The organism is Brevundimonas sp., from assembly GCF_052436175.1.
Lineage (GTDB): Bacteria > Pseudomonadota > Alphaproteobacteria > Caulobacterales > Caulobacteraceae > Brevundimonas.
This window is the reverse complement of sequence record NZ_JBQVNM010000019.1, coordinates 14,039-35,310: the sequence shown is the minus strand read 5'-3', so window position 1 is coordinate 35,310 and position 21,272 is coordinate 14,039. Positions and strand designations below refer to the sequence as shown.

At 69.2% G+C, this 21,272-nt stretch carries 20 protein-coding genes; 12 read left to right on the top strand and 8 right to left on the bottom strand.

Annotated elements, in window-relative coordinates; genetic code table 11:
* Positions 1-2 precede the first annotated feature (2 nt).
* The 3 genes from ACT6QK_RS06735 to ACT6QK_RS06725 form a co-directional block, all read right to left on the bottom strand.
* Positions 3-941, bottom strand: coding sequence for an alpha-E domain-containing protein (locus ACT6QK_RS06735; protein WP_444597048.1), 939 nt, complete (start codon positions 939-941; stop codon positions 3-5).
* Positions 942-950: 9 nt separating this feature from the next.
* Entirely contained in the window at positions 951-2,369 is a 1,419-nt protein-coding gene (locus ACT6QK_RS06730; protein WP_444597047.1) for a circularly permuted type 2 ATP-grasp protein, read from the bottom strand.
* A gap of 109 nt (positions 2,370-2,478) precedes the next feature.
* Complete coding sequence (locus ACT6QK_RS06725; protein ID WP_444597046.1) at positions 2,479-3,687, bottom strand: NAD(P)/FAD-dependent oxidoreductase; 1,209 nt, start codon at positions 3,685-3,687, stop codon at positions 2,479-2,481.
* Between the two features lie 194 nt (positions 3,688-3,881).
* On the opposite strand from ACT6QK_RS06725, the gene ACT6QK_RS06720 reads away from it, so the two are divergent.
* The 12 genes from ACT6QK_RS06720 to glk all read left to right on the top strand — a co-directional run bounded on the left by ACT6QK_RS06720 (position 3,882) and on the right by glk (position 16,506).
* Positions 3,882-4,211: a YerC/YecD family TrpR-related protein gene (locus tag ACT6QK_RS06720; protein WP_444597045.1), complete on the top strand. Its 330-nt coding sequence runs from the start codon at positions 3,882-3,884 to the stop codon at positions 4,209-4,211.
* Positions 4,208-5,089 carry an ATP phosphoribosyltransferase gene (gene hisG, locus ACT6QK_RS06715; protein ID WP_444597044.1) on the top strand — a complete coding sequence of 294 codons (882 nt, stop codon included), beginning with the start codon at positions 4,208-4,210 and terminating at the stop codon, positions 5,087-5,089. The genes ACT6QK_RS06720 and hisG overlap by 4 nt, the downstream gene beginning before the upstream one ends.
* Positions 5,089-6,408 (top strand): histidinol dehydrogenase, encoded by a 1,320-nt coding sequence (gene hisD, locus ACT6QK_RS06710; RefSeq protein WP_444597043.1) that lies wholly within the window; start codon positions 5,089-5,091, stop codon positions 6,406-6,408. Before hisG ends, hisD begins: the two co-directional genes overlap by 1 nt.
* A 136-nt stretch (positions 6,409-6,544) precedes the next feature.
* Positions 6,545-7,978, top strand: coding sequence for an imidazoleglycerol-phosphate dehydratase HisB (gene hisB, locus ACT6QK_RS06705; RefSeq protein WP_444597042.1), 1,434 nt, complete (start codon positions 6,545-6,547; stop codon positions 7,976-7,978).
* 136 nt (positions 7,979-8,114) lie between these two features.
* On the top strand, positions 8,115-8,723 hold the full coding sequence (gene hisH, locus ACT6QK_RS06700; protein ID WP_444597041.1) for an imidazole glycerol phosphate synthase subunit HisH: 609 nt from the start codon (positions 8,115-8,117) through the stop codon (positions 8,721-8,723).
* A 177-nt stretch (positions 8,724-8,900) separates the two neighbouring features.
* Positions 8,901-9,635, top strand: coding sequence for a 1-(5-phosphoribosyl)-5-[(5-phosphoribosylamino)methylideneamino]imidazole-4-carboxamide isomerase (locus ACT6QK_RS06695; protein WP_444597040.1), 735 nt, complete (start codon positions 8,901-8,903; stop codon positions 9,633-9,635).
* Positions 9,632-10,399: an imidazole glycerol phosphate synthase subunit HisF gene (gene hisF, locus ACT6QK_RS06690; RefSeq protein WP_444597039.1), complete on the top strand. Its 768-nt coding sequence runs from the start codon at positions 9,632-9,634 to the stop codon at positions 10,397-10,399. The genes ACT6QK_RS06695 and hisF overlap by 4 nt, the downstream gene beginning before the upstream one ends.
* Complete coding sequence (hisIE, locus tag ACT6QK_RS06685) at positions 10,396-11,022, top strand: bifunctional phosphoribosyl-AMP cyclohydrolase/phosphoribosyl-ATP diphosphatase HisIE (protein WP_444597038.1); 627 nt, start codon at positions 10,396-10,398, stop codon at positions 11,020-11,022. Before hisF ends, hisIE begins: the two co-directional genes overlap by 4 nt.
* Positions 11,023-11,061: 39 nt before the next feature.
* Positions 11,062-12,522, top strand: coding sequence for a glucose-6-phosphate dehydrogenase (gene zwf, locus ACT6QK_RS06680; RefSeq protein WP_444597037.1), 1,461 nt, complete (start codon positions 11,062-11,064; stop codon positions 12,520-12,522).
* A 155-nt stretch (positions 12,523-12,677) separates the two neighbouring features.
* Positions 12,678-13,397, top strand: a complete 720-nt coding sequence (gene pgl / locus ACT6QK_RS06675; RefSeq protein ID WP_444597036.1) for a 6-phosphogluconolactonase — start codon at positions 12,678-12,680, stop codon at positions 13,395-13,397.
* Between the two features lie 3 nt (positions 13,398-13,400).
* Positions 13,401-15,305, top strand: coding sequence for a phosphogluconate dehydratase (edd, locus tag ACT6QK_RS06670; protein WP_444597035.1), 1,905 nt, complete (start codon positions 13,401-13,403; stop codon positions 15,303-15,305).
* A 202-nt stretch (positions 15,306-15,507) separates the two neighbouring features.
* Positions 15,508-16,506, top strand: coding sequence for a glucokinase (glk, locus tag ACT6QK_RS06665; RefSeq protein ID WP_444597034.1), 999 nt, complete (start codon positions 15,508-15,510; stop codon positions 16,504-16,506).
* 58 nt (positions 16,507-16,564) lie between these two features.
* Here the strand turns inward: glk and ACT6QK_RS06660 are convergent, their stop codons facing one another.
* The 5 genes from ACT6QK_RS06660 to hmgA form a co-directional block, all read right to left on the bottom strand.
* The gene (locus ACT6QK_RS06660) at positions 16,565-16,834 is read right to left on the bottom strand and encodes a hypothetical protein (protein ID WP_444597033.1); all 270 of its coding nucleotides are present in this window, start codon (positions 16,832-16,834) and stop codon (positions 16,565-16,567) included.
* Positions 16,835-16,975: 141 nt separating this feature from the next.
* On the bottom strand, positions 16,976-17,866 hold the full coding sequence (locus ACT6QK_RS06655) for a DUF1206 domain-containing protein (RefSeq protein WP_444597032.1): 891 nt from the start codon (positions 17,864-17,866) through the stop codon (positions 16,976-16,978).
* A gap of 54 nt (positions 17,867-17,920) precedes the next feature.
* On the bottom strand, positions 17,921-19,534 hold the full coding sequence (locus ACT6QK_RS06650; RefSeq protein WP_444597031.1) for an NAD(P)/FAD-dependent oxidoreductase: 1,614 nt from the start codon (positions 19,532-19,534) through the stop codon (positions 17,921-17,923).
* Between the two features lie 68 nt (positions 19,535-19,602).
* The gene (locus ACT6QK_RS06645) at positions 19,603-19,971 is read right to left on the bottom strand and encodes a hypothetical protein (protein ID WP_444597030.1); all 369 of its coding nucleotides are present in this window, start codon (positions 19,969-19,971) and stop codon (positions 19,603-19,605) included.
* Complete coding sequence (gene hmgA / locus ACT6QK_RS06640; RefSeq protein WP_444597029.1) at positions 19,968-21,260, bottom strand: homogentisate 1,2-dioxygenase; 1,293 nt, start codon at positions 21,258-21,260, stop codon at positions 19,968-19,970. Before hmgA ends, ACT6QK_RS06645 begins: the two co-directional genes overlap by 4 nt.
* Between the last annotated feature and the right edge of the window lie 12 nt (positions 21,261-21,272).

Below are 21,272 nucleotides of genomic sequence, written 5' to 3'. Positions count from 1 at the left end.
GCTCACACCAGATACTGGTCGTGAATGGCCGCAGCCAAGGCGTTGTTCTCGTTCAGGAAGCGCAGGATGTATTCGTGCAGCCCCGACTGGAAGATGTCCTCGATCCTAGCCTCATTGAACTCCGCCAGCCGCGTCGAGGCCAGCCTTTGCGCCGGCCCCCGCCGGCCATAATCGGTCGCCAGTCGCTCCAGATACGACACGATCATCCCCTGACACGACGCCAGCGACCGGGGCATCTGACGGTTCAGCACCATCAGATCCGCCACCAGCCAGGGCCGCACGGATTCTCGGTAAACCCAGCGATAGGCGGTCAGGGCCGACACCTCGCGCAACAAGGTCGTCCACTGGAAATAGTCCAGCTGCCCGCCCACCCGTTCGTCGGCCGGCAGCAGCAGGTGGTATTTGACGTCGAGCAGCCGGGCGGTGTTGTCGGCCCGCTCGATCGCCGCCCCCAGCCTCAGGAACCAGTAGGCGTCGTTGCGCAGCATGGTCCGCGAACTGGCGCCCTCCACCGCGAGCGAGGTGTGCTTGACCCATTCCAGATAGCGCACGAAGTCGTCGCGCCTGGTCGGCTCGCCGAACTCGGCCAGGCCGTTCCAGGCGCCGTTGATCGCCTCCCACAGCTCGATGGTCAGGGCTGTGCGCACCGACCGCGCATTGGTCCGGGCGGCGGTGATGCAGGCCTTGATCGAGGACGGGTTCTCGGGCGCGAAGGCCAGGAACTCGCGCACCGATCGCTCGCTGGGCGACCGGCCGCTGTCGGCGAACCGCTGCGCCACCCCGGCGGAGGCGATGGCGCTGGCCCAGGCGGTCGTGGCCGCCGCATCCTTGGCCGGCAGGGCCGCCAGCCGCGACGCCGCCTCGAGGATGCGCGCCAGAAAGTCGGCCCGCTCCATGTAGCGGCCGGTCCAGTACAGACTGTCTGCGGTGCGGCTCAGCATGGGCGAAACTCACTCATCCAGCACCCACGTATCCTTGGTGCCGCCGCCCTGGCTGGAGTTGACCACCAGCGACCCGGCCTTCAGCGCCACCCGCGTCAGCCCGCCGGGCGCCACCCGGATTCCCTTGGGGCTCGACAGGACGAACGGCCTCAGATCGACGTGGCGCGGCGACAGCTCGCCATTGGCCAGGGTCGGCGCCGTGGACAGGGCCAGGGTCGGCTGGGCGATGAAGTCGTCCGGGTCCGCAATCAGCTTGGCCCGGAAATCCTCGATCTCGGCCTTGGTCGAGGCCGGTCCGACCAGCATGCCGTAGCCGCCCGATCCCCCGACCTCCTTGACGACCAGCTCCGGCAGCTTGTCCAGAACCTCCTTCAGCGCCTCCGGCTCGCGACAGCGCCACGTCGGCACATTGCCCAGGATCGGGTCGCCGCCCGAGAAGAAGCGGATGATCTCCGGCATATAGGTGTAGACCGCCTTGTCGTCGGCCACGCCGGTGCCCACCGCGTTCGACAGGGTGACGTTGCCGGCCGTATAGGCCGCCATGATCCCCGGCACCCCGACCGCCGAATCCGGGCGGAAGGTCAGGGGGTCGAGGAAGTCGTCGTCGATACGGCGATAGATGACGTCGACCCGCTTGGGCCCCTCGGTCGTGCGCATGTAGACGATGTCGTCATTGACGAAGAGGTCGCCCCCCTCGACCAGTTCCACCCCCAGCTTGTCGGCCAGGAAGCTGTGCTCGTAGTAGGCCGAGTTATAGGGACCCGGCGTCAACACCACGATGTTCGGATCGGCCCCCGCCCCCTCCGGCGCCGAGGCCTGCAGCGAGGCCAGCAGCATGTCCGTATAGGTCTCGACCGGCTTGATCCGGTGCTCGGCGAACAGGTCGGGGAACAACTGCATCATCATCTCGCGGTTCTCCAGCATGTAGGAGACCCCCGACGGCGTGCGGCAATTGTCCTCCAGCACGATGAAGCCGTCCTCGCCCGTGCGGACCAGATCGACCCCGGTGATGTGCGACCAGATGTCCCCCGGCGGACGACGCCCCTGCATCTCAGGGCGATAGTTGGGGTTGGTGAAGATCAGGTCCGCCGGCACCACCCCGGCCTTGATGCACTCCTGCGGCCCGTAGATGTCCTTGAGGAAGGCGTTGATCGCCGAGACCCTCTGCTTCAGCCCCTTCTCCAGCTGGGTCCATTCGTTCCCGCCGATGATCCGCGGCACCACGTCGAAGGGGATCAGCCGCTCGTTGGATTCGACGTCGCCATAGACGGCGAAGGTCACCCCCATGCGCCGGAAGAACAGCTCCGCCTGGCGCGATCGCGACGTCAGCAGGTCGTCGGGCGCCGTCTCCAGCCACCGGGCCAGGGTCCGATAGCTGTCGCGGACCTCTCCGGCCCCGCCCCCGCCTGACATTTCATCAAAGATCAAATCTTGCGCCTCAGCCCGTCGGTGACCCCACAAACGCCAGAGTGGGCTTTGGATTTGCGGTTAGGCAACAGAAATATTGCAATGCGACATACGAATTGCGTCGGCGACCTCAGGCGCGGGCGACTTCCTTCATCGACACCGCCACATCCGCCAGCTTCGCCGCATCCACCGGCGTCGCCCGCCCGATCATCTGCTTGCCGGCCATGAACTCCGGCGGGGCGCTGACCGCCTCCACGCTGACGATACGGTCGCCGGCCAGATGGAATACCGCGAACCGCCCGCTCGCCGGATCCCCCCGCACCACCTGCTGGTCGGCGCCGAGGGGCAGGCCGGCGATCTGGAGCTTTGCGTCGTACTGGTCGGACCAGAACCAGGGAACCTCGGGCGCCGGCGCCGGGCGGCCGGTGATGGCCGCCGCCGCCTGCTTGGCCTGTTCCAGCGCATTGGGCACGCTCTCCAGCCGCACCCGCGCCCCGTCGTGCACCGGCACCGGCCGATGCGTCATGTCGCCGATGGCGAAGATCGACGGGTCCGATGTCCGCGCCGCCTCGTCCACCACAACACCGTTTTCGCACACAAGCCCCGCCTCGCGCGCCAGGGCGTCGCAGGCCAGGGCCCCGACCCCGACCAGAATGGCGTCGGCCTCGATCCGCTCGCCGTCCGACAGCACCACCGCGCCCTCTTCGAAGGCCGCGACCTCGGCCCCGGTGCGGATCTCGACGCCGTTCGACCTGTGCAGGTCGGTGAAGAAACCGGACAGGGCCTCCGAAATCACCCGCGCCAGCACCCGCGCCTCGCGCTCGATCACCACCACCTCTGCCCCAAGCGCCCGGGCCGAGGCCGCCGCTTCCAGCCCGACATAGCCGCCGCCGACCACCGCCAGCCGCTTGCCCCAGCCCAGGACCGCCTTCAGCCGCTCGGCATGGGCCGTCGTGCGCAGTTCCAGAAGCTCGGGCCGGTCGGCGCCCGGAATGTTCAGCCGCCGCGCCGTCGATCCCATGGCCAGGATCAGCACGTCATACGGCTCCTCCGTCCCGTCGGCGAAGGTTACAGCCTTCGCGGCGCGGTCGATCGCCGTCGCCGTCACGCCCGTCCGCAGGTCGATCCCCTGATCCTCATAGAAGTCCACCGGCCGCAGCAGCAGGGTCTCCAGATCGGTCTCGCCCTTCAGCCAGGCCTTGGACAGGGGCGGCCGCTGATAGGGCGCCGCCGGCTCCTCGCCCGCCAGCACGATCTCCCCCTCATGCCCGTATTGCCGCAACAGCGCCGCTGCCGTCCCGCCCGCATGCCCCGCGCCGATAATGAGAACCTTGGTCATGGGGGCTAGATAGAGGGACGAGGGACGAGTGGCGAGCGCGAGAGTGAGTAGTGAGTGGTGATTAGTGAGTGGCGGCGCCCCCGGCCGCTCCGGAGCTCAGGACCCAGATCCCTTTTCGGTCGGCCCTACTCACTAATCACTACTCACTATCCACCTCTTGACCGTTCCATCGTTACACCATAGTGGAACACGCCATGACCGACCTCCCGTCGCGAAAATCCATCAACAAGGCCGCCGACGACCGGCTGGCCCTGTATGACGCCCTGCTGTGTCTGAAGACGCGCGAGGAGGCCGACGCCTTCCTGGCCGACCTCTGCACCCCGTCCGAACTGCGCGCCTTCGCCGAACGCTGGGCCGTGGCCCGGCTGCTGGACCAGCAACTGCAATCCTATCGCGAGATCGCCGTGGAGGCGGGCGCCAGCCCCACCACCGTCGTCCGCGTCGCCCGCTTCCTCAAGGACATGGACAACCAAGGCTACCGCCTCGTCCTCGACCGCCTGAAAAAAGAAACGCCCAAGTCATGAGCACTGTCCAGGGACGACTGCGTATCGCCGTCCAGAAATCCGGCCGCCTTTCCGACCGCAGCCTCGATCTGGTGCGGGACGCCGGCCTGCGCGTGGTCAAGGGCAACAACGACCTCCTCTATCGGGTCGAGAACTATCCGATCGACCTGCTGCGGGTGCGCGACGACGACATCCCGACCTTCGTCGCCGACGGCGTCTGCGATCTCGGCATCGTCGGCGAGAATGTGCTCGAGGAAGGCAAGAACGGCGGCGCCAACGCCGAGGTGGTCATGCCGCTCGGCTTCGGCCGCTGCACCCTGAAACTCGCGGTCCCCCCGACCCTCGCCTACGACGACCCGACCTCGCTGGAGGGGCTGCGCATCGCCACCTCCTATCCGAAGATTCTACGCCGCTTCCTCGACGAACGCGGCGTCTCGGCCGAGATCGTCACCATGCGCGGCGCCGTCGAGGTGGCCCCCCGGCTCAAGCTGGCCGCCGCCATCTGCGACCTCGTCTCCACCGGGGCGACGCTCGAGGCCAACGGGCTTCAGGCCCGCGAGACCGTGCTGGAAAGCCAGGCCGTCCTGATCAAGTCGCCGACCGCCCCGGAACCGGGCCTGCAACACCTGCTGGAGTCCATCATCGAGCGGATGGCGGGCGTCGTGTCCTCGCAAGGCGCAAAATACGTCATGCTCAACGCCCCCGTGGCGACCCTTGACCGGATCACGGCCCTGTTGCCTGGCGCCGGCGCGCCCACTGTCATGCCGCTGATGGGACGCGAGGACGCCGTGGCCGTCCACGCCGTCTGTCAGGAGGCCGTCTTCTGGGAGACCCTGGAAAAGCTCAAGGCCGAAGGCGCCTCGGCCATCCTCGTCCTCCCGATCGAGAAGATGATGTGATGCCTATCGACTGGAAACGCATCGACTGGTCCGCCCTCGACCCGGACCAGCAGCGGGCGGCGCTCGCTCGGCCGCAACGCCGCACGGCCAACGACGTCTCCGACGGGGTGCGCGCCATTCTCGACGACGTGCGTGAGCGCGGCGGTCAGGCCGTCATCGACTGGTCGGTGAAGCTGGACGGCGCCCCGCCCCGTCGCATTCCGATGACGGCCGAAATCGTCGCCGAGGCTCGCGCCGCCCTGTCGCCCGCCGACGCCCGCGCCCTGCGCATGGCTGCCGAGAACATCCGCATCTTCCACCAGATGACCCGCCCGGCCGACAGCCCCTGGATCGAGACGACCCCCGGCGTCCGCTCCCGCATCGCCTGGCGACCCATCGCCACGGCGGGCCTCTACGTCCCCGGCGGCACAGCGCCCCTCTTCTCCTCCCTGATGATGCTGGCCATCCCGGCCGCCGTCGCCGGGGTGCGCGAGCGCATCGCCGTCACCCCTCCGGCGAAGGATGGCGGCGTTCACCCCGCCATGATCGTGGCTGCGGCTGAAGGCGGCCTCGACGCCCTGTGGCTGATCGGCGGCGCCCAGGCCATCGCCGCCCTGACCTTCGGCGTCCAGTTGCCCGACGGCGAGATCCCCGCCTGTGACAAGCTGTTCGGCCCCGGCAACGCCTGGGTCGCCGAGGCCAAGAAACAGGCGGCCGCCCTCCCCGGCGGTCCCGCCGTGGACATGCCCGCCGGCCCTTCGGAACTCATGGTCATCGTCGATCGGGATTCCGCGCCCGAGATCGCCGCCGCCGACCTCCTCAGCCAGGCCGAGCACGACGCCGACGCCCAGGTCATCCTGGTCTCCACCAGCCGCGCCACCCTCGATTACGTCCTGACCGAGGTCGAGGCCCAGATCTCGACCCTGCCGCGCGCCGACATCGCCCGCGCCTCGCTCGCCGAGGCCCGCGCCATCCTGGTCCGCGACCTCCACACCGCCTGTCAGGTCGCCAACCTCTACGGCCCCGAACACCTGGCCATCCAGGTCGAATACGCCGACGAACTGGTCGACGAGATTCAGGCCGCAGGCGCGATCTTCGTCGGCCGCTGGGCCGCCGAGACCCTGGGCGACTACGCCGCCGGCCCCTCCCACGTCCTGCCCACCGACGGCGGCGCGCGCACGCTCGGCGGCGTCACCACCGCCAGCTTCATGACCTCCATGTCGGTCCAGACCGTGACAGAGGCCGGCGCCGCCCAGCTCGCCCCCATAGCCGCCCGCCTCGCCCGGCTGGAGGGTCTGGAAGCCCACGCCCGCGCGGCCGATCTGAGGAGCGAAGGATGAGCGCCGTTAAAACGGTCTCAGTGAAGAGTGCTGGTGAGCAAAGAGGTGAGCGGGGCCATGGGCCACTGGCCACCCTTCAGCTCACCCCTTGCTCACCAGCACTCTTCACTCCGGCCCTCCCGTACGGAGCCGCCCGATGACCCTCCCCGCCCCCTTCCCGCCGCTGGTCGCCGGCGCCGACGGCCTCGACCGCTATCCGGCCGACCCGTCCGCCCTCGCCGCCCGCATGGCCGAGATCTACGGCGTCGCCCCCGATCGCGTCCTGCCGGTGCGCGGCCTGACCCACGGGCTGGAGTTGGTCTGGCGCCTCGCCGCTCGCGAGGGCCAGACGGTCCAGGCGCCAGACGCCGCCCCCTACACCGACCTCGCCGCCCTCTACGCCCGTCCGGGCAAGAACGCGGACACCGCCGCCGTCGTCGTCCGCGCCCTCGGCTCGCCCGAGGCCGTCGCCGAGATGGCCGCCCGCGTCGCCCCGGCCCTGCTGGTCGTCGACGAGGGCCTGATCGAGTTCGCCGACACGGCCTCAGCCGCGACGGTCCTCGACGACGCTCCCAACCTGATCGTCCTGCGCAGCCTGTCCCTGGCCTATGGTCTGGCCGGCGCCCGCGTCGGCGCGGCCCTGGCCCAGCCCGACACCCTCGCCCGCCTCGCCTCGGCGCTGGAGCCCTACGCCCTGCCCGAGCCCCTGATCCGGCTGGCGCAACAGGCCCTCGACCCGTCGCGCATGATCGAGACCGCCGAACGTATCGCGGGGGTCAAGCGCGAACGCGCCCGCCTCGCCCGCGAGATCGGCCGCCTCATGACCGTCGAAGCTGGCGTCGGTCCCATCCTCATGGCCCGGCCGGAGGACCCGGCCGGCGTCCTGACCGAACTGACGAAATACGGCGTCTCGGCCGACCAGTCGGGGGACCGTCTCCGCCTGCCGGTATCGCTCAAGCCCGAGGTCAACGACCGACTGCTGGTCGCCCTCGGCCTCAACCCGCCCCGCGCCCGTCCCGCCCGCACCGGTCAGGCGGTGCGCGACACCAAGGAGACCCGCATCGTCTGCGCCGTCGATCTGGACGCGACCGGCCCCGTGAAGATCGAAACCGGCGTCGGCTTCTTCGACCACATGCTCGAGCAGATCGCGGCCCACGGCGGCTTCTCCCTGCGCCTGGCCTGCGAGGGCGACCTGCACACCGACCCGCATCACACCATTGAGGATTCGGCCATCGCCCTCGGTCAGGCGCTGAAGCAGGCTTTGGGCGAACGGCGCGGCATCGCCCGCTACGGCTTCGTCCTGGCCATGGACGAGGCCGAGGCCCACGTCGCCATCGACCTGTCGGGCCGCCCCTATCCCCTGTTCGAGGGGACGTTCGCCACCCCCTACATCGGCGACTACCGCACCGACCTGACCGCCCACGTCTTCCGCTCCCTCGCCGAGGCCATGGGCGCCGCCGTCCACATCAAGGTCACCGGCGACGACGACCACCACAAGACCGAGGCCGCCTACAAGGGCTTCGGCCGCGCCCTGCGCCAGGCCATCCGCATCGAAGGCGACGCCGTGCCGAGCACCAAGGGGGTGCTGTGATGGGAGTCGGATTAAGCATCGCGCGTGCGTTCTTGAGGAGTGCGAGTGAGCAAGGCGTGAGCTCAGAAGCATCGACGCCCGCAAAGTCCCGCTCACCTCTTTGCTCACTCGCACTGTTCACCCCGGCTCTCCCTCGATGACCGCCGTCACCGTCCTCGCCTACGGCGCCGGCAATGTCGCCTCGGTCCAGTTCGCCCTCGAACGCCTCGGCGCGACCGTCCGCCTGACCGCCGATCCGGTCGAGGTCGCCGAGGCCGAGCGGCTGATCCTGCCCGGCGTCGGGGCGGCGGGCTACGCCATGCGGCGCCTCGACGACCTCGGCCTGTCCGGTCCGATCCGCGCCTTCCCCCGCCCCCTGCTCGGCGTCTGCCTCGGCCAGCAGCTGCTGTTCGAGACCAGCGAGGAAGGACAGGACGGCCATGTCGATCTGCTCGGCTTCATCCCCGGCGCCGTCCGCCCCTTCGACCTGCGCGCGAGCCTGCCCGTGCCCCACATGGGCTGGAGCCGCCTGAACGACCTCGCCGACGACCCCCTGCTCGAAGGCGTCGAGCTGGGCGCCTACGCCTATTTCGTCCACGGCTTCGTCTGCCCCGACGGCCCCGCCACCCTCGCCCGCGCCAACTACGGCGGCCCGGTCCCGGCAGTCGTGCGTCGCGACAATCGCTGGGGCTGCCAGTTCCACCCCGAACGCTCCGCCGCCGCCGGGGCGCGCATCCTGAAGAATTTCCTGGAGGTGGCGGCGTGACTGCACACTCCATCTCCGTCACCCTCGGGATTGACCCGAGGGCCGGACGCGCCGCCCCGCGATCCGGGAGCCAGTCCACCAATCTCACCCTGCAGTCGCGCACCGCCCGCCCTGCGCCCGATCCTCGGGTCAAGCCCGAGGATGACGGCCAAGGGACGATGCAATGAGTTTCTTGACATGCTGATCTACCCCGCCATCGACCTGAAGGACGGCGCCTGCGTCCGCCTGCTGCACGGCCGGTTCGACGCCGTGACCCGCTATGACGACGCGCCCGCCCGCCGCCTCGCCCAGTTCGCAGCCGAGGGCGCCGAGTGGGTCCATGTCGTCGATCTGGACGGCGCCGAGGCCGGCCGCGCCATGCAGCACGGCCTCATCGGCGAACTGGCCGCCAGCGTCGCCGTGAAGATCCAGTCCGGCGGCGGGGTCCGCGCCCGCGCCGACGTGGACGCCCTTCTGGCCGCCGGGGTCAGTCGCGTCGTCGTCGGGTCCCTCGCCGTCACCGCCCCGGATCAGGTCGCCGATTGGCTGGCCGACCTCGGCGCCGAACGCCTGACCCTCGCCTTCGACATCAAGCTGGAGGACGGCGTCCCCGTCCCGGCCCTCAAGGGCTGGACCCAGTCGTCGGGCGTCGATCTCTGGACCGCCCTGGATCGCTATCCCGCCGGAACTCTGACGCACGTCCTCATCACCGACGTCGGCCGCGACGGCGCCCTGACCGGCCCCAATCTCGACCTTCTGGCCGAGGCCCGCCGCCGTCGCCCCGACCTGAAGATTCAGGCCTCGGGCGGCGTCTCCTCTCTCGATGACCTGACCGCCTGCCGCGACCTCGGCTGCGCCGGCGCCATCGTCGGCCGCGCCATTTACGAGGGCCGGTTCACCGCCGCCGAAGCCATCAAGACGGTCGCCGAATGACGGCCCGTCGCATCATCCCCTGCCTCGACGTCAAGGACGGCCGGGTGGTCAAGGGCGTGAAGTTCGTGGGCCACACCGACATGGGCGACGCTGCCGAACTGGCCGCCCGCTATCGTGACGAGGGCGCCGACGAACTGGTCTTCTACGACATCACCGCCTCGCCCGAGGGCCGCACTCTCGACTACGGCTGGGTGCGCGACATCGCCCGCCTGCTCGACATCCCCTTCTGCGTCGCCGGCGGCATCCGCAGCGTCGATCAGGCCGCCCGCTGCCTCGACAACGGCGCCGACAAGGTCTCGATCAACTCCCCCGCCCTCGAACGCCCCGACCTGATCGCCGAGATGGCCGAACGCCTCGGCGGCCAGTGCGTGGTCGTCGGCGTCGACAGCCGGCTCGAGGACGGCGAATGGGTGGTCCACAAATACACCGGCGACCCCGACGCCCGCCGCCGCGCGGGCAAGCGCACCCTCGACTGGATCGAAGAGGCGCAAGGCCTCGGCGCCGGAGAGATCGTCCTCAACTGTATCGACCAGGACGGCGTCAGGCGCGGTTACGACGTCGAACAGCTCGCCGCCGCCCGCGCCCGGATGACCATCCCCCTCGTCGCCTCGGGCGGCGCCGGCGCCCCCTCGCACTTCAGCGATGTGTTTCAGCAGGCCGACGTCTCCGGCGCCCTGGCCGCCAGCGTCTTCCACACCGGCGCCATCGCCATTCCCGACCTGAAACGCTACCTCGCCGCGCAGGGGCAGGAGATGCGGATATGACCCTCGACCCAGAGACCCTCGACTTCGCCAAGGGCGACGGCCTGATCCCCGTCGTGGTTCAGGACGCCGACACCCTCCAGGTCCTGACCCTCGCCTATATGGACCGCGCCGCCCTGGACGAGACGATCGCATCCGGAGAGGCCACCTTCTTCTCCCGCTCGCGCGGCGGACGCTGGCGCAAGGGCGAGACCTCCGGCAATCGCCAGACGGTCGTTTCGATCACCCCTGACTGCGACGGCGATGCGATCGTTCTGGCCGTCCGTCCCATGGGCCCGGCCTGCCATCTGGGAACCACCTCCTGCTTCGGCGACGCCGACGCCCCGGGTCTGGGACGGATCGCGGCGCTGGAACGCACCATCGCCGTCCGCGCCTCCGAGGACCCTTCGGTCAGCTACACCGCCCGGATGATCGCCGAAGGCCCCAAACGTCTCGCCCAGAAGGTCGGCGAAGAGGGAGTTGAGACGGCTCTGGCCGGCGTCGCGGGTCCGGACACGGAACTGGCCAGCGAGGCTGCGGATTTGATCTATCACCTGCTGGTTCTGTTACGCTCGCGTCACTTGTCGTTTCAGGCGGTGCTGGACGTGTTGGCGGAACGCGCGCGACCGGCCAAAGACACACGGTAAAAGGGGTCTTCCGATCCCGCATGATGGGAAGGAGCGAGCATGGCGGCCTTAGTGCTGTTCGGTGGCGGCGGCGATCTGGCCATGCGGATGCTGCTGCCCTCCCTCTATTTTCTCGATCATGAGGGCCGCCTGCCCGAGGATCTGAAGATCATCGGCGCCGCCCGCTCCGACGAAAGCCGCGACGAATATGTCGAGAAGGTCCGCGCCGCCTGCCAATCCAAGGCCGAACCCGACGGCGTCTGGGACGCCGCGACCTGGGCCCGGATGGAGGCCCGCCTCGACTATCTGGCCGTGGACGCCACCAGCGCCGAGAGCCTCAAGCCGTTGAAAGCCAGGACCGGCGATGGGCCGGTCACCTCCTTCCTCGCCGTCTCCCCCTCCCTCTACGCCCGCATCGTCTCGGCCATGAAGGCGGCGGGTCTGGCCGAGGACAACTGCCGCGTGGTGCTGGAAAAGCCGGTCGGCCGCGATCTGAAATCCTTCCTGGAGATCGACAACGCCGTCGCCGACGCCTTCGACGAGGATCAGGTCTTCCGCATCGACCACTACCTCGGCAAGGAAACGGTCCAGAACCTGATCGCCCTGCGCTTCGGCAATACGGTGTTCGAGCCCCTGTGGAACGCCCAGAACATCGACCACGTCCAGATCACCATCGGCGAGACGGTCGGGGTCGGCGACCGCTGGCCCTACTATGACGAGTACGGCGCCCTGCGCGACATGCTGCAGAACCACATGCTCCAGCTGCTCTGCCTGGTCGCCATGGAGCCGCCCAGCGATCTCGATCCGGAGTCGGTGCGCAACGAGAAGGTGAAGGTTCTCCGCTCGCTGCGCCCCATCACCCACGAGGAGGCCGAACGGGTCACCGTGCGCGGGCAGTATGTCGGCGGCCCGTTCGAGGGCGAGACCGTCAAGGGCTATGACGAGGAACGCGGTCTGGACTCCGAAACCGAGACCTTCGTCGCCATCCGGGCCGACATCGACAACTGGCGCTGGGCGGGGGTGCCCTTCTTCATGCGCACCGGCAAGCGGCTGCCAGAGAAGCGCACCGAGATCGTCATCCAGTTCAAGCCCCTGCCCCACTCCATCTTCGGCGCGGGCGACCGGGGCGAGATCGAGGCCAACCGCATGGTCATCGAGCTGCAGCCCGAGGAAGACATCTCCCTGACGGTGATGAACAAGAAGGCCGGTCTGGACGCCCGCATGCAGCTCCAGCCGATCAAGATGAGCCTGACCTGGGGCTTCCGCGGCAAGGACGAGACCCCGCCTCGCCGCCGCATCGCCTATGAGCGGCTGCTGCTCGACGCCCTGAACGGCGACTCGACCCTGTTCGTCCGCCGCGACGAGGCCGAACAGGCGTGGAAGTGGGTCGACGAGGTCTCCGAGGCCTGGACCGACGGCCACGTCAAACCCATCGAATACGCCCCCGGCTCCTGGGGCCCGCCCGAGGCCGACTACCTGCTGGAACGCACCGGCCGGGCCTGGAACACGACCGATGCGTGACATCATCACCGCTCCCCCCTCCCTTCCGTCACCCACGGGCTTGACCCGAGGGCCGGGCGTTCCGCGCATCGGTGCGGTGACATTCGACACCGGCTTCGGGTCCGCCTCCGATCCTCGGGTCAAGCCCGAGGATGACGGAAGGTGTGAGTGCTAGAATGACGCCAATCATCACCCTCCCCACCGCTGACGCCTGGGCCGACGACATCGCCGCCCGCCTGGCCCAGGCGCTTGAAGACGGCGCCCAGTCTCACAAGGGCTGGTCGGTGTTCGCCGGGTCGGGCGGCTCCACTCCGACGCCGATCTATCAGCGGCTTTCGGCCCTGCGTTCCCGGCAGGACTGGCAGCATACCTTCGTGACTCTGGTCGATGAGCGCTACGTCCCTGAAACCGACGCGCAGTCGAACGCGGCGCTGTTGAAGCAGACCCTTCTGGTCGGCCCGGCAGCAGACGCCGTCTTCCTCCCGCTGTTCCACTCAACTGTCACGGTAGACCGCGCCGCGCTTTTGGCGGCGCGCACCCTCGAAGCGGAACTCGACGGCCGCCGTTTCGACGCGGTCCTTCTCGGCATGGGGGAGGATGGCCATATCTGTTCCATGTTCCCCGAAAGCCCGACCCTGAAGACCCTGCTCACCCCGACGCTCAAGCCGACCGTTCTGGGGGTCCCCCACGGCCGCGACGGCCTGGCCCCCACGATCGAGCGCCTGTCGATCAACCTGCCCTATCTCATGCAGGCGGGTCGCGTGATCCTGGCGCTCAAGGGCGCGGCCAAGCGCGACGTCTTCGAACGCGAGGCCCAGGGCGATCCCGCCGTCCAGCCCATCGCCGCCCTCATCGCGGCGAACGTCCCCCTCGAAGTCGTCTGGACGGAGGCTTAGATCATGGCCCAGTTGCACCCCGTCGTCGCCGCCGTCACCGCCCGCATCGCCGAGCGCTCGAAGGTCACCCGCGCCGACTATATCCGCCGCATGGACGCCGCGCGTGACAGCGGCGCCGGCCGGGCCAAACTGTCCTGCGCCAACTGGGCCCACGCCTTCGCCGGCCAGACCCTGGCCGACAAGCTGACGGCGATGGACGGGTCAAAACCCAACCTCGGCATCGTCACCGCCTATAACGACATGCTCTCGGCCCACCAGCCGTTCGAACGCTATCCCGGCGTGGTGCGTCAGGCGGTGCGAGAGGTCGGCGCCACGGCCCAGGTCGCGGGCGGCACCCCCGCCATGTGCGACGGCGTCACCCAGGGCCGTCCGGGCATGGAGCTCAGCCTGTTCAGCCGCGACGTCATCGCCATGTCGGTCGGCGTCGCCCTGACCCACGACGCCTTCGACGCCGGTCTGATGCTGGGCGTCTGCGACAAGATCGTGCCCGGCCTCTTCATGGGCGCCCTCGCCTTCGGCCATCTGCCCGTCGTCTTCGCCCCCGCCGGGCCCATGCCCTCGGGCATCCCCAATGCGGAAAAGGCCCGCGTCCGCGCCGAGTTCGCGCAAGGCCTCGTCGGCCGCGACGTCCTTCTGGCCAGCGAGATCGGCTCCTACCATTCGCCCGGCACCTGCACCTTCTACGGCACGGCCAACTCCAACCAGATGATGATGGAGCTGGGCGGCCTGCACCTGCCGTCCACCGCCTTCGCCCACCCGGACACCGGCCTGCGCGACGCCCTGACAGCGGCGGCGGCCAAACGCGCCGTCGAACTGGCCCGCTCGGGCGAGGCCCGCATGGCCGACGTCGTGGACGAGAAGTCGATCGTCAACATGATCGTGGCCCTCCTGGCGACCGGCGGCTCGACCAACCACGCCATCCATCTGGTCGCCATGGCGCGTGCGGCGGGGGTTCTGATCGACTGGACCGACATGGACGAACTGTCCTCGGTCACCCCGCTTCTGGCCCGCGTCTATCCCAACGGCTCGGCCGACGTGAACGCCTTCCAGGCCGCCGGCGGCGTCGCCTTCGTGGCCCGCGAACTGGCCCAAGCCGGCCATATCCATTCCGACGTGACCACCATCGCCGGGCCCGGCATCCACCATTATTTCCAGGAGCCGTCCCTGATTGACGGCGAACTGGTCTGGCGCGACGGTGTCGCCGAAAGCCTCGACACGACCATCCTCCGCCCTGCCTCGGACCCGTTCGACAAGGAGGGCGGTCTTCGTCTGGTCAAGGGCGACCTCGGCCGCGCCGTCATCAAGGTCTCGGCGGTCAAGCCCGAGAACCGCATCGTCCAGGCTCCCGCCGCCGTCTTCGAAGCCCAGGAAGACGTTCTCGCCGCCTTCAAGGCCGGACAGCTGGACCGCGACGTCATCGTCGTCCTGCGCTTCCAGGGGCCGAAGGCCAACGGGATGCCCGAACTTCACTCACTGTCCCCCGCCCTCGGCGTGCTTCAGGACAAGGGCTTCAAGGTCGCCCTCGTCACCGACGGCCGCATGTCCGGCGCAAGCGGCAAGACCCCCGCCGCCATTCACGTGTCACCCGAGGCCCTCGCGGGCGGCCCCCTGGCCCATGTGCAGGACGGGGACATCATCCGCCTCGACGCCGAGGCCGGGCTCCTGACCACGATCGACGCGGGCGACATCTCGACCCGCCCGGCCGCGCAACGCTCGACCATCCATGCCGAGGGCTCGTCCTGGGGCTATGGCCGCGAGCTGTTCGGATCCTTCCGTCAGGTGGTCTCGACCGCCGAGGAAGGCGCCACCGTCTGCTTCCCGCCGCTGGCCGCGATCAACGCCGGCGCCGCCGGACACGCCGACACCCCGCCCGAACCCAATATCGTCGACCGGACCGTGGACGCATGAGAACAACGCCATATTCCCCTTCTCCCCTTGTGGGAGAAGGTGGCCCGGAGGGCCGGATGAGGGGTGTGTGTCAGCAAACGGAATGTCGGCCGACAGCTTCTGGATCGAGCAGCCCCCTCATCCGTCTCGCTTCGCGAGCCACCTTCTCCCACAAGGGGAGAAGGGCAACCGCGTCCATCAGCTTCCTCAGTAAGGTTCAACTATGACCATCGCCTGGGACAAGACCCTGCTCGTCGGCGACGTCGGCGGCACCAACGCCCGCTTCGCCCTGGCCCATATGGCGCCCGACTCAAAAGGCGGGGCGAAGCCGACGCTGGAGCATCACGACAGCTTCCCGGCCGAGACCTATCCGACCTTCCTCGAGGGGGTGAAGGCCTTCATCGACGGCTGTGACGTCAAGCCGACCGGCGGCGTCATCGCCGTGGCCGGCCCCGTCACCGACGGCGAGATCGACCTGACCAACTCGCCCTGGCGCGTGTCCGAAAGCGAGCTCCAGACCCTGGGCCTCAATCCCGTGCGCCTCATCAACGACTTCGAGGCCCTGGCCTGGGGCGCGCCGGTCGTCGGCGCCGACCAGCTGGGCGATCTGGGCGGGCCGGAGGAAGGCGACCCCGACAGCGCCATCGCGGTGCTGGGCCCGGGCACCGGCTTCGGCGTCTCGGCCCTGGTGCGCGACGGACGCGGCGGTGAAATGGCCATGCCCAGCGAGGGCGGCCACGCCTGCTTCCCCCCCGGCGACGAGGTCGAGGACGAAATCCTCCGCATCCTTCGCCGCCGCTACGACCGCGTCTCCATCGAGCGCCTGATCTGCGGTCCGGGCCTCCTGAACATGCACCGCGCCCTGGCCGAGATCGACGGGCGCGAGACCCACATCGACGACCCGGCCGAGATCACCAAGACGGCGCTGGAGCATCCCAACAGCCCCTGCGGCGCCACCCTGGCCCGCTTCTGCGCCATCCTCGGCGCCGTGGCCGGGGACATCGCCCTGACCACCGGGGCGCGCGGCGGGGTCTATATCGCCGGCGGCATCGCCCCGCGCATCCTGCCCTTCCTCCAGGCGAGCCCCTTCCGCCGCCGCTTCGAGCGCAAGGGCCGTTTCCAGGAGTATATGCAGGCCATCCCGACGCGGGTGATCCTGCACAAGCACGCGGCCCTGCTGGGCGCTGCGCGCGTGGCCTTCGCCGATCTGGAAAAGGGCTGACGGCTCACGCTTTGCTCACGGCGGCGTGAACCCTTTCGGTCCGGCGGCGTTTCCTCATTTACAAAATGGAGGAAACACCAAGCGTTAACTGATCATCGCCACCGCCGCGACCTTCGCCTTCGCCGGTCTCGCCGCCTGTGGCGAAAGCGCCGCCGACAAGGCCGCTGAAAAGCAGGCCGACGCCGTCGAAGCCCAGGGCGAAGCCCGCGCCGACGCTCTTGAAGCCCAGGCCGCCGCGACCCCGAACGAGGCCCAGGAAAAGGCCCTCAACGCCGAGGCTGACCGCGTCGAGCAGGCCGCCGACCGCAAGGCCGACCAGATCGAACAACGGGCCGGTAACGCCGACGGCGGCATGACCACCGCCAACACCCCGACCCGCCAGTAAGAGGCGTCTGCCTCACCGGAACGGCCCCCGCCGAGCGATCGGCGGGGGCTTTTTCATGGGTTGCGCCAGAGCCGTACGACGGCGTTAGGGCGACAGGTCCTTCGGCACGCGGATGCGTCGGAACCGCGCCTCGACGAAGGCATAGAGGCCGAAGGCGATCAGTCCGCCCGCCGTCAGCCCCAGCATGATCGCCCCGCCCGGCTGTCGCTCAAGCGCCTCCAGCGCCGTGCCGAAGGTCTCCACCCGATCCGACTGCGCCCGATACCCGGCCAGGGTCACGAACAGGGCCAGAGGCAGATAGGCCAGCCCCCGCGCCGCATAGCCCACCCGCGCCAGCGGCAAGACCCACCGGCACACGGCCTTGGAACAGACCAGGGTGGCGCCGAAGTCGTTGACCATCCCCATCACGATATTGCCGAGCCCGACGCCCGCGATGATCAGGCCGATGACGATCAGGGCCGCCCCGCCGAATGGCAGGCCCAGCAGGATCGACGCCTTCTCCTGATTTTCCGCCAGTTGCTCGGCGCCCATGTTGGGCCCGACCTCGTCCAGCAGCTCGAACACCCCGGACGCCAGCACGCCGTAGGCCAGGCCGCTGGCCGCCTGCCCCGCCCGCGCGGCCCAGCCCTTCAGGTCCGACCCCTCGTGATCGACGTCGAACACCGCCTGCAGCACCCGCCAACCGACGAAGGCCCACAGCCCCGCCCCGATCAGCACCAGCCACAGCCGCCCGAACGGCTGCTGGGCCAGCACATAGAGAACCCCGTGCGGATCGACCGCCTCGCCCCTCATGCCGATGGCCGCGGCCAGCATCAGGATCCCGACCGACAGATAGACGAACCCATTGGCCGCGAACCCGAACCGCGACGACGCCTCCAGCGCCTCATGCAGACGCGGAAACCGGTCGCGCCAGGTCCGGCGCTTGCGGAAACGGTCGATCAGTCTGGCGGTGAAGGCGGGAAGAGCGGCGGACATGGCGTCTCGAACAAGCGAAGCCGTGGAACGCTGGAGGTGGGGGATGGCTCCCGCCTACCCCGCCGCCTCCCCCGCCATCGACCGCGCCACCGCCTCCGCAACCTTGATCCCGTCCACGGCCGCCGAGAGGATGCCGCCCGCATAGCCGGCGCCCTCGCCCGCCGGGAACAGGCCGCGCACGTTCAGGCTCTGGAAGTCGGCGCCGCGGGTCATGCGGATCGGCGACGAACTCCGCGTCTCCACCCCCGTCAGCACCGCCTGGGCGTCGTCATAGCGGGGGATCTTGCGGCCGAAGACGGGCAGGGCCTCGCGCATGGCGGCGATCACATACTCCGGCATCAGGGGCGCCAGGTCGGTCGGCCGCACCCCCGGCCTGTAGCTGGGCTCCACCTCGCCCAGCGCCGTCGAAGCGCGGCCCGCCAGGAAGTCGCCGACCAGCTGGCCCGGCGCGAAATAGTCGCCGCCGCCCGCCACATAGGCCCGGGTCTCCAGATCGCGCTGCAGTTCTATCCCGGCCAGTGGGTGGTCGCTGCCGTAATCCTCGGGCGAGATGCCGACCACGAAGCCGGAGTTGGCGTTGCGCTCATTGCGCGAATACTGGCTCATGCCGTTGGTCACGACCCGGCCCGGCTCGCTGGTCGCCGCCACCACCGTCCCGCCCGGACACATGCAGAAGCTGTAGACCGTCCGACCGTTCGAACAGTGATGCGACAGGGAATAGGCCGCCGCCCCCAGATCCGGATGCCCGGCGCACGGCCCGAACAGGGCCCGGTCGATCCACGACTGCGGATGTTCGATGCGGAAGCCGATCGAGAAGGGCTTGGCCTCGATATGAACGCCCCGGTCGTACAGGGTCTGGAAGGTGTCGCGCGACGAATGGCCGATGGCGAAGACCACATGGTCGGCCTCCAGGAACTCGCCGGTGTGCAGATGCAGACCCCGCAGCCGTCCCTGATCCAGCTCGACGTCCACCACCCGATGCTCGAACCGGTATTCCCCGCCCAGGGCCTCGATCTTCTCGCGCATGGCCTCGACCATGGTCACCAGACGGAAGGTGCCGATGTGCGGATGGGCCTCGGTCAGGATCTCCTCGGGCGCCCCTGCCGCGACGAATTCGGTCAGCACCTTGCGGGCCAGAAAGCGCGGATCCTTGATCTGGCTGTAGAGCTTGCCGTCGGAGAAGGTGCCGGCCCCGCCCTCGCCGAACTGGACGTTGGATTCGGGGTGCAGCTTGCTCTTGCGCCACAGCTCCCAGGTGTCCTTGGTTCGCTCGCGGACCACCTTGCCCCGGTCCAGGATGATGGGTTTGAACCCCATCTCGGCGAGGATCAGCCCGGCGAACAGACCGCACGGCCCGGCCCCGATCACGACGGGCCTGAGACGCATATCTTTCGGCGCCGTGGCCACATGCCGATAGGCCACGTCCGGCGTCGGCTTCACATGCGGGTCGTCCTTGAACCGCGCCAGCACGGCCGCCTCGTCCGCCACCTCGACGTCGAGGATATAGACCTTCAGGATCGCCGACTTCTTCCTCGCATCATGCGCCCGCTTCCACACCGACCAGGATTTCAGGTCGTGCGACGGCACGCCCAGACGCGCGGCGATCGCGGCCGGCAGGGCCTCCGGCGGGTGGTCGAGGGGCAGTTTGACTTCGGACAGGCGCAGCATCGCCGCCTTCTACCCGCTCACGACGCCGAACGCATGAGGCAAGATGGGCCCACCCTACGGCCGAAGCCTCAGTCCACGCAGATCGCCGGGGTCGCCTTGCCGCCCTCGATCCGGGCGTAGCACCCGAACGGCCGGCTGTCGGCCTGACAGACGCCCACCGCCGCCGCGCCCGCCGCCGGGAAGGGCGTGCTCTCGACCCGGCAATCGCCCGCGCAGTCCGATCCTGTGGTGCAGCGCTTGCCCGCGTCGGCGTATTTCACCACGCACTGCATCGTCTGAGCCCGGCCCACCGCCTGCATCGTCCCGCCGCGCGCGGCGCAATCGGCCGCCGTCGGAGTCTGGACCGCGTTCTCGGCGCCCGTCTCCACGGCCTTGGGCGCACAGGCGGCGAGGGCCATCAGGGCCGCTGCGGCCACGGCGATCGTGCGAAACTTCATTCTACTCTTCCTTTTGCGAAGCCCGTCCAGACGTCGTCGTAGTCGAGCTGCATCGTCGGGCTGGATTGCGCCCATTCAGTGGTCCGGATCGGCATGCGCGTCTCGAACATGAAGGCCAGGGTGTCGGTGATCTTCACCGGCTTCAGGTCCGCCGTGACCGCCTTGTCATAGCTGGCCTGATCCGGCCCGTGGCCGCTCATGCAGTTGTGCAGACTGGCGCCGCCCGGGGCGAACCCGCCCTCCTTGGCGTCGTATTCCCCGGTCACCAGACCCATGAACTCGCTCATCACGTTCCGGTGGAACCAGGGCGGGCGGAAGGTCTGTTCGGCCACCATCCAGCGCGGCGGAAAGATCACGAAGTCGCAGTTCGCCGTCCCCGGCGTGTCGCTGGGCGATGTCAGCACCGTGAAGATCGAGGGGTCCGGATGGTCGAAACTGACCGTGCCGATGGTGTTGAACCGCGCCGTGTCATAGCGGTACGGCGCCAGGTTTCCATGCCACCCGACCACGTCCAGCGGCGAGTGATCGAAGGTCGTGACCCACAGCCGCCCGCCGTATTTCTGGACGCATTCGGTCGGCCGATCCACGTCCTCGAAGGCGGCGACCGGGGTCTCGAAGTCGCGCGGATTGGCCAGGCCGTTCGACCCGATCGGCCCCAGATCCGGCAGGCGGAACGGCGCCCCATAGTTCTCGCAGACATAGCCCCGGATCGCCCCCTCACATTCGACCCGGAACCGCACGCCACGCGGAACTACGACCACATGGCCGGGCGCCGCCTCGATCCGACCCATCTCGGTGACGAACAGATGCTCGCCCGACTGCGGCACGATCAGCAGCTCGCCGTCGGCGCAGTAGAAGACGCGATCCACCATCGACCGGTTGGCGGCATACAGGTGGATGCCCGTCCCGACGCCCGCCTCCGGATCGCCATTGCCGCCGTAGGTGACCAGCCCCTCGACCCAGTCGGTCGGGGCCTCCGGCATCGGCAGGGGGTCCCAGCGCATCCGGTTCGGACTGGGCGGCGCTTCGTTGAACGGCCCGGACCTCACCAAACCCTGATCGAACGGCCGATAGGCCGGATGCTGGGCCGAGGGCCGCAAACGATACAGCCACGACCGCCGGTTCTCGACGCGCGGCGCCGTGAAGGCCGTTCCCGACAGCTGTTCCGCATAGAGCCCCAGCGGATGCCGCTGCGGCGAATTCCGCCCCTCCGGCAGGGCGCCGGGCGCCGCCTCCGTCGCGAAATGATTGCCGAAGCCGGTCTGGTATCGTGCGCTGTTCAGCGTCATGCCTGTCTCCCT

Excerpts from the sequence above, each read along its gene's own strand:
- ACT6QK_RS06735 (WP_444597048.1), bottom strand. The coding sequence starts at position 941 with ATGCTGAGCCGCACCGCAGACAGTCTGTACTGGACCGGCCGCTACATG.
- ACT6QK_RS06725 (WP_444597046.1), bottom strand. The coding sequence starts at position 3,687 with ATGACCAAGGTTCTCATTATCGGCGCGGGGCATGCGGGCGGGACGGCA.
- ACT6QK_RS06720 (WP_444597045.1), top strand. The coding sequence starts at position 3,882 with ATGACCGACCTCCCGTCGCGAAAATCCATCAACAAGGCCGCCGACGAC.
- hisG (WP_444597044.1), top strand. The coding sequence starts at position 4,208 with ATGAGCACTGTCCAGGGACGACTGCGTATCGCCGTCCAGAAATCCGGC.
- hisD (WP_444597043.1), top strand. The coding sequence starts at position 5,089 with ATGCCTATCGACTGGAAACGCATCGACTGGTCCGCCCTCGACCCGGAC.
- hisB (WP_444597042.1), top strand. The coding sequence starts at position 6,545 with ATGACCCTCCCCGCCCCCTTCCCGCCGCTGGTCGCCGGCGCCGACGGC.
- hisH (WP_444597041.1), top strand. The coding sequence starts at position 8,115 with ATGACCGCCGTCACCGTCCTCGCCTACGGCGCCGGCAATGTCGCCTCG.
- ACT6QK_RS06695 (WP_444597040.1), top strand. The coding sequence starts at position 8,901 with ATGCTGATCTACCCCGCCATCGACCTGAAGGACGGCGCCTGCGTCCGC.
- hisF (WP_444597039.1), top strand. The coding sequence starts at position 9,632 with ATGACGGCCCGTCGCATCATCCCCTGCCTCGACGTCAAGGACGGCCGG.
- hisIE (WP_444597038.1), top strand. The coding sequence starts at position 10,396 with ATGACCCTCGACCCAGAGACCCTCGACTTCGCCAAGGGCGACGGCCTG.
- zwf (WP_444597037.1), top strand. The coding sequence starts at position 11,062 with ATGGCGGCCTTAGTGCTGTTCGGTGGCGGCGGCGATCTGGCCATGCGG.
- pgl (WP_444597036.1), top strand. The coding sequence starts at position 12,678 with ATGACGCCAATCATCACCCTCCCCACCGCTGACGCCTGGGCCGACGAC.
- edd (WP_444597035.1), top strand. The coding sequence starts at position 13,401 with ATGGCCCAGTTGCACCCCGTCGTCGCCGCCGTCACCGCCCGCATCGCC.
- glk (WP_444597034.1), top strand. The coding sequence starts at position 15,508 with ATGACCATCGCCTGGGACAAGACCCTGCTCGTCGGCGACGTCGGCGGC.
- ACT6QK_RS06655 (WP_444597032.1), bottom strand. The coding sequence starts at position 17,866 with ATGTCCGCCGCTCTTCCCGCCTTCACCGCCAGACTGATCGACCGTTTC.
- ACT6QK_RS06650 (WP_444597031.1), bottom strand. The coding sequence starts at position 19,534 with ATGCTGCGCCTGTCCGAAGTCAAACTGCCCCTCGACCACCCGCCGGAG.
- ACT6QK_RS06645 (WP_444597030.1), bottom strand. The coding sequence starts at position 19,971 with ATGAAGTTTCGCACGATCGCCGTGGCCGCAGCGGCCCTGATGGCCCTC.
- hmgA (WP_444597029.1), bottom strand. The coding sequence starts at position 21,260 with ATGACGCTGAACAGCGCACGATACCAGACCGGCTTCGGCAATCATTTC.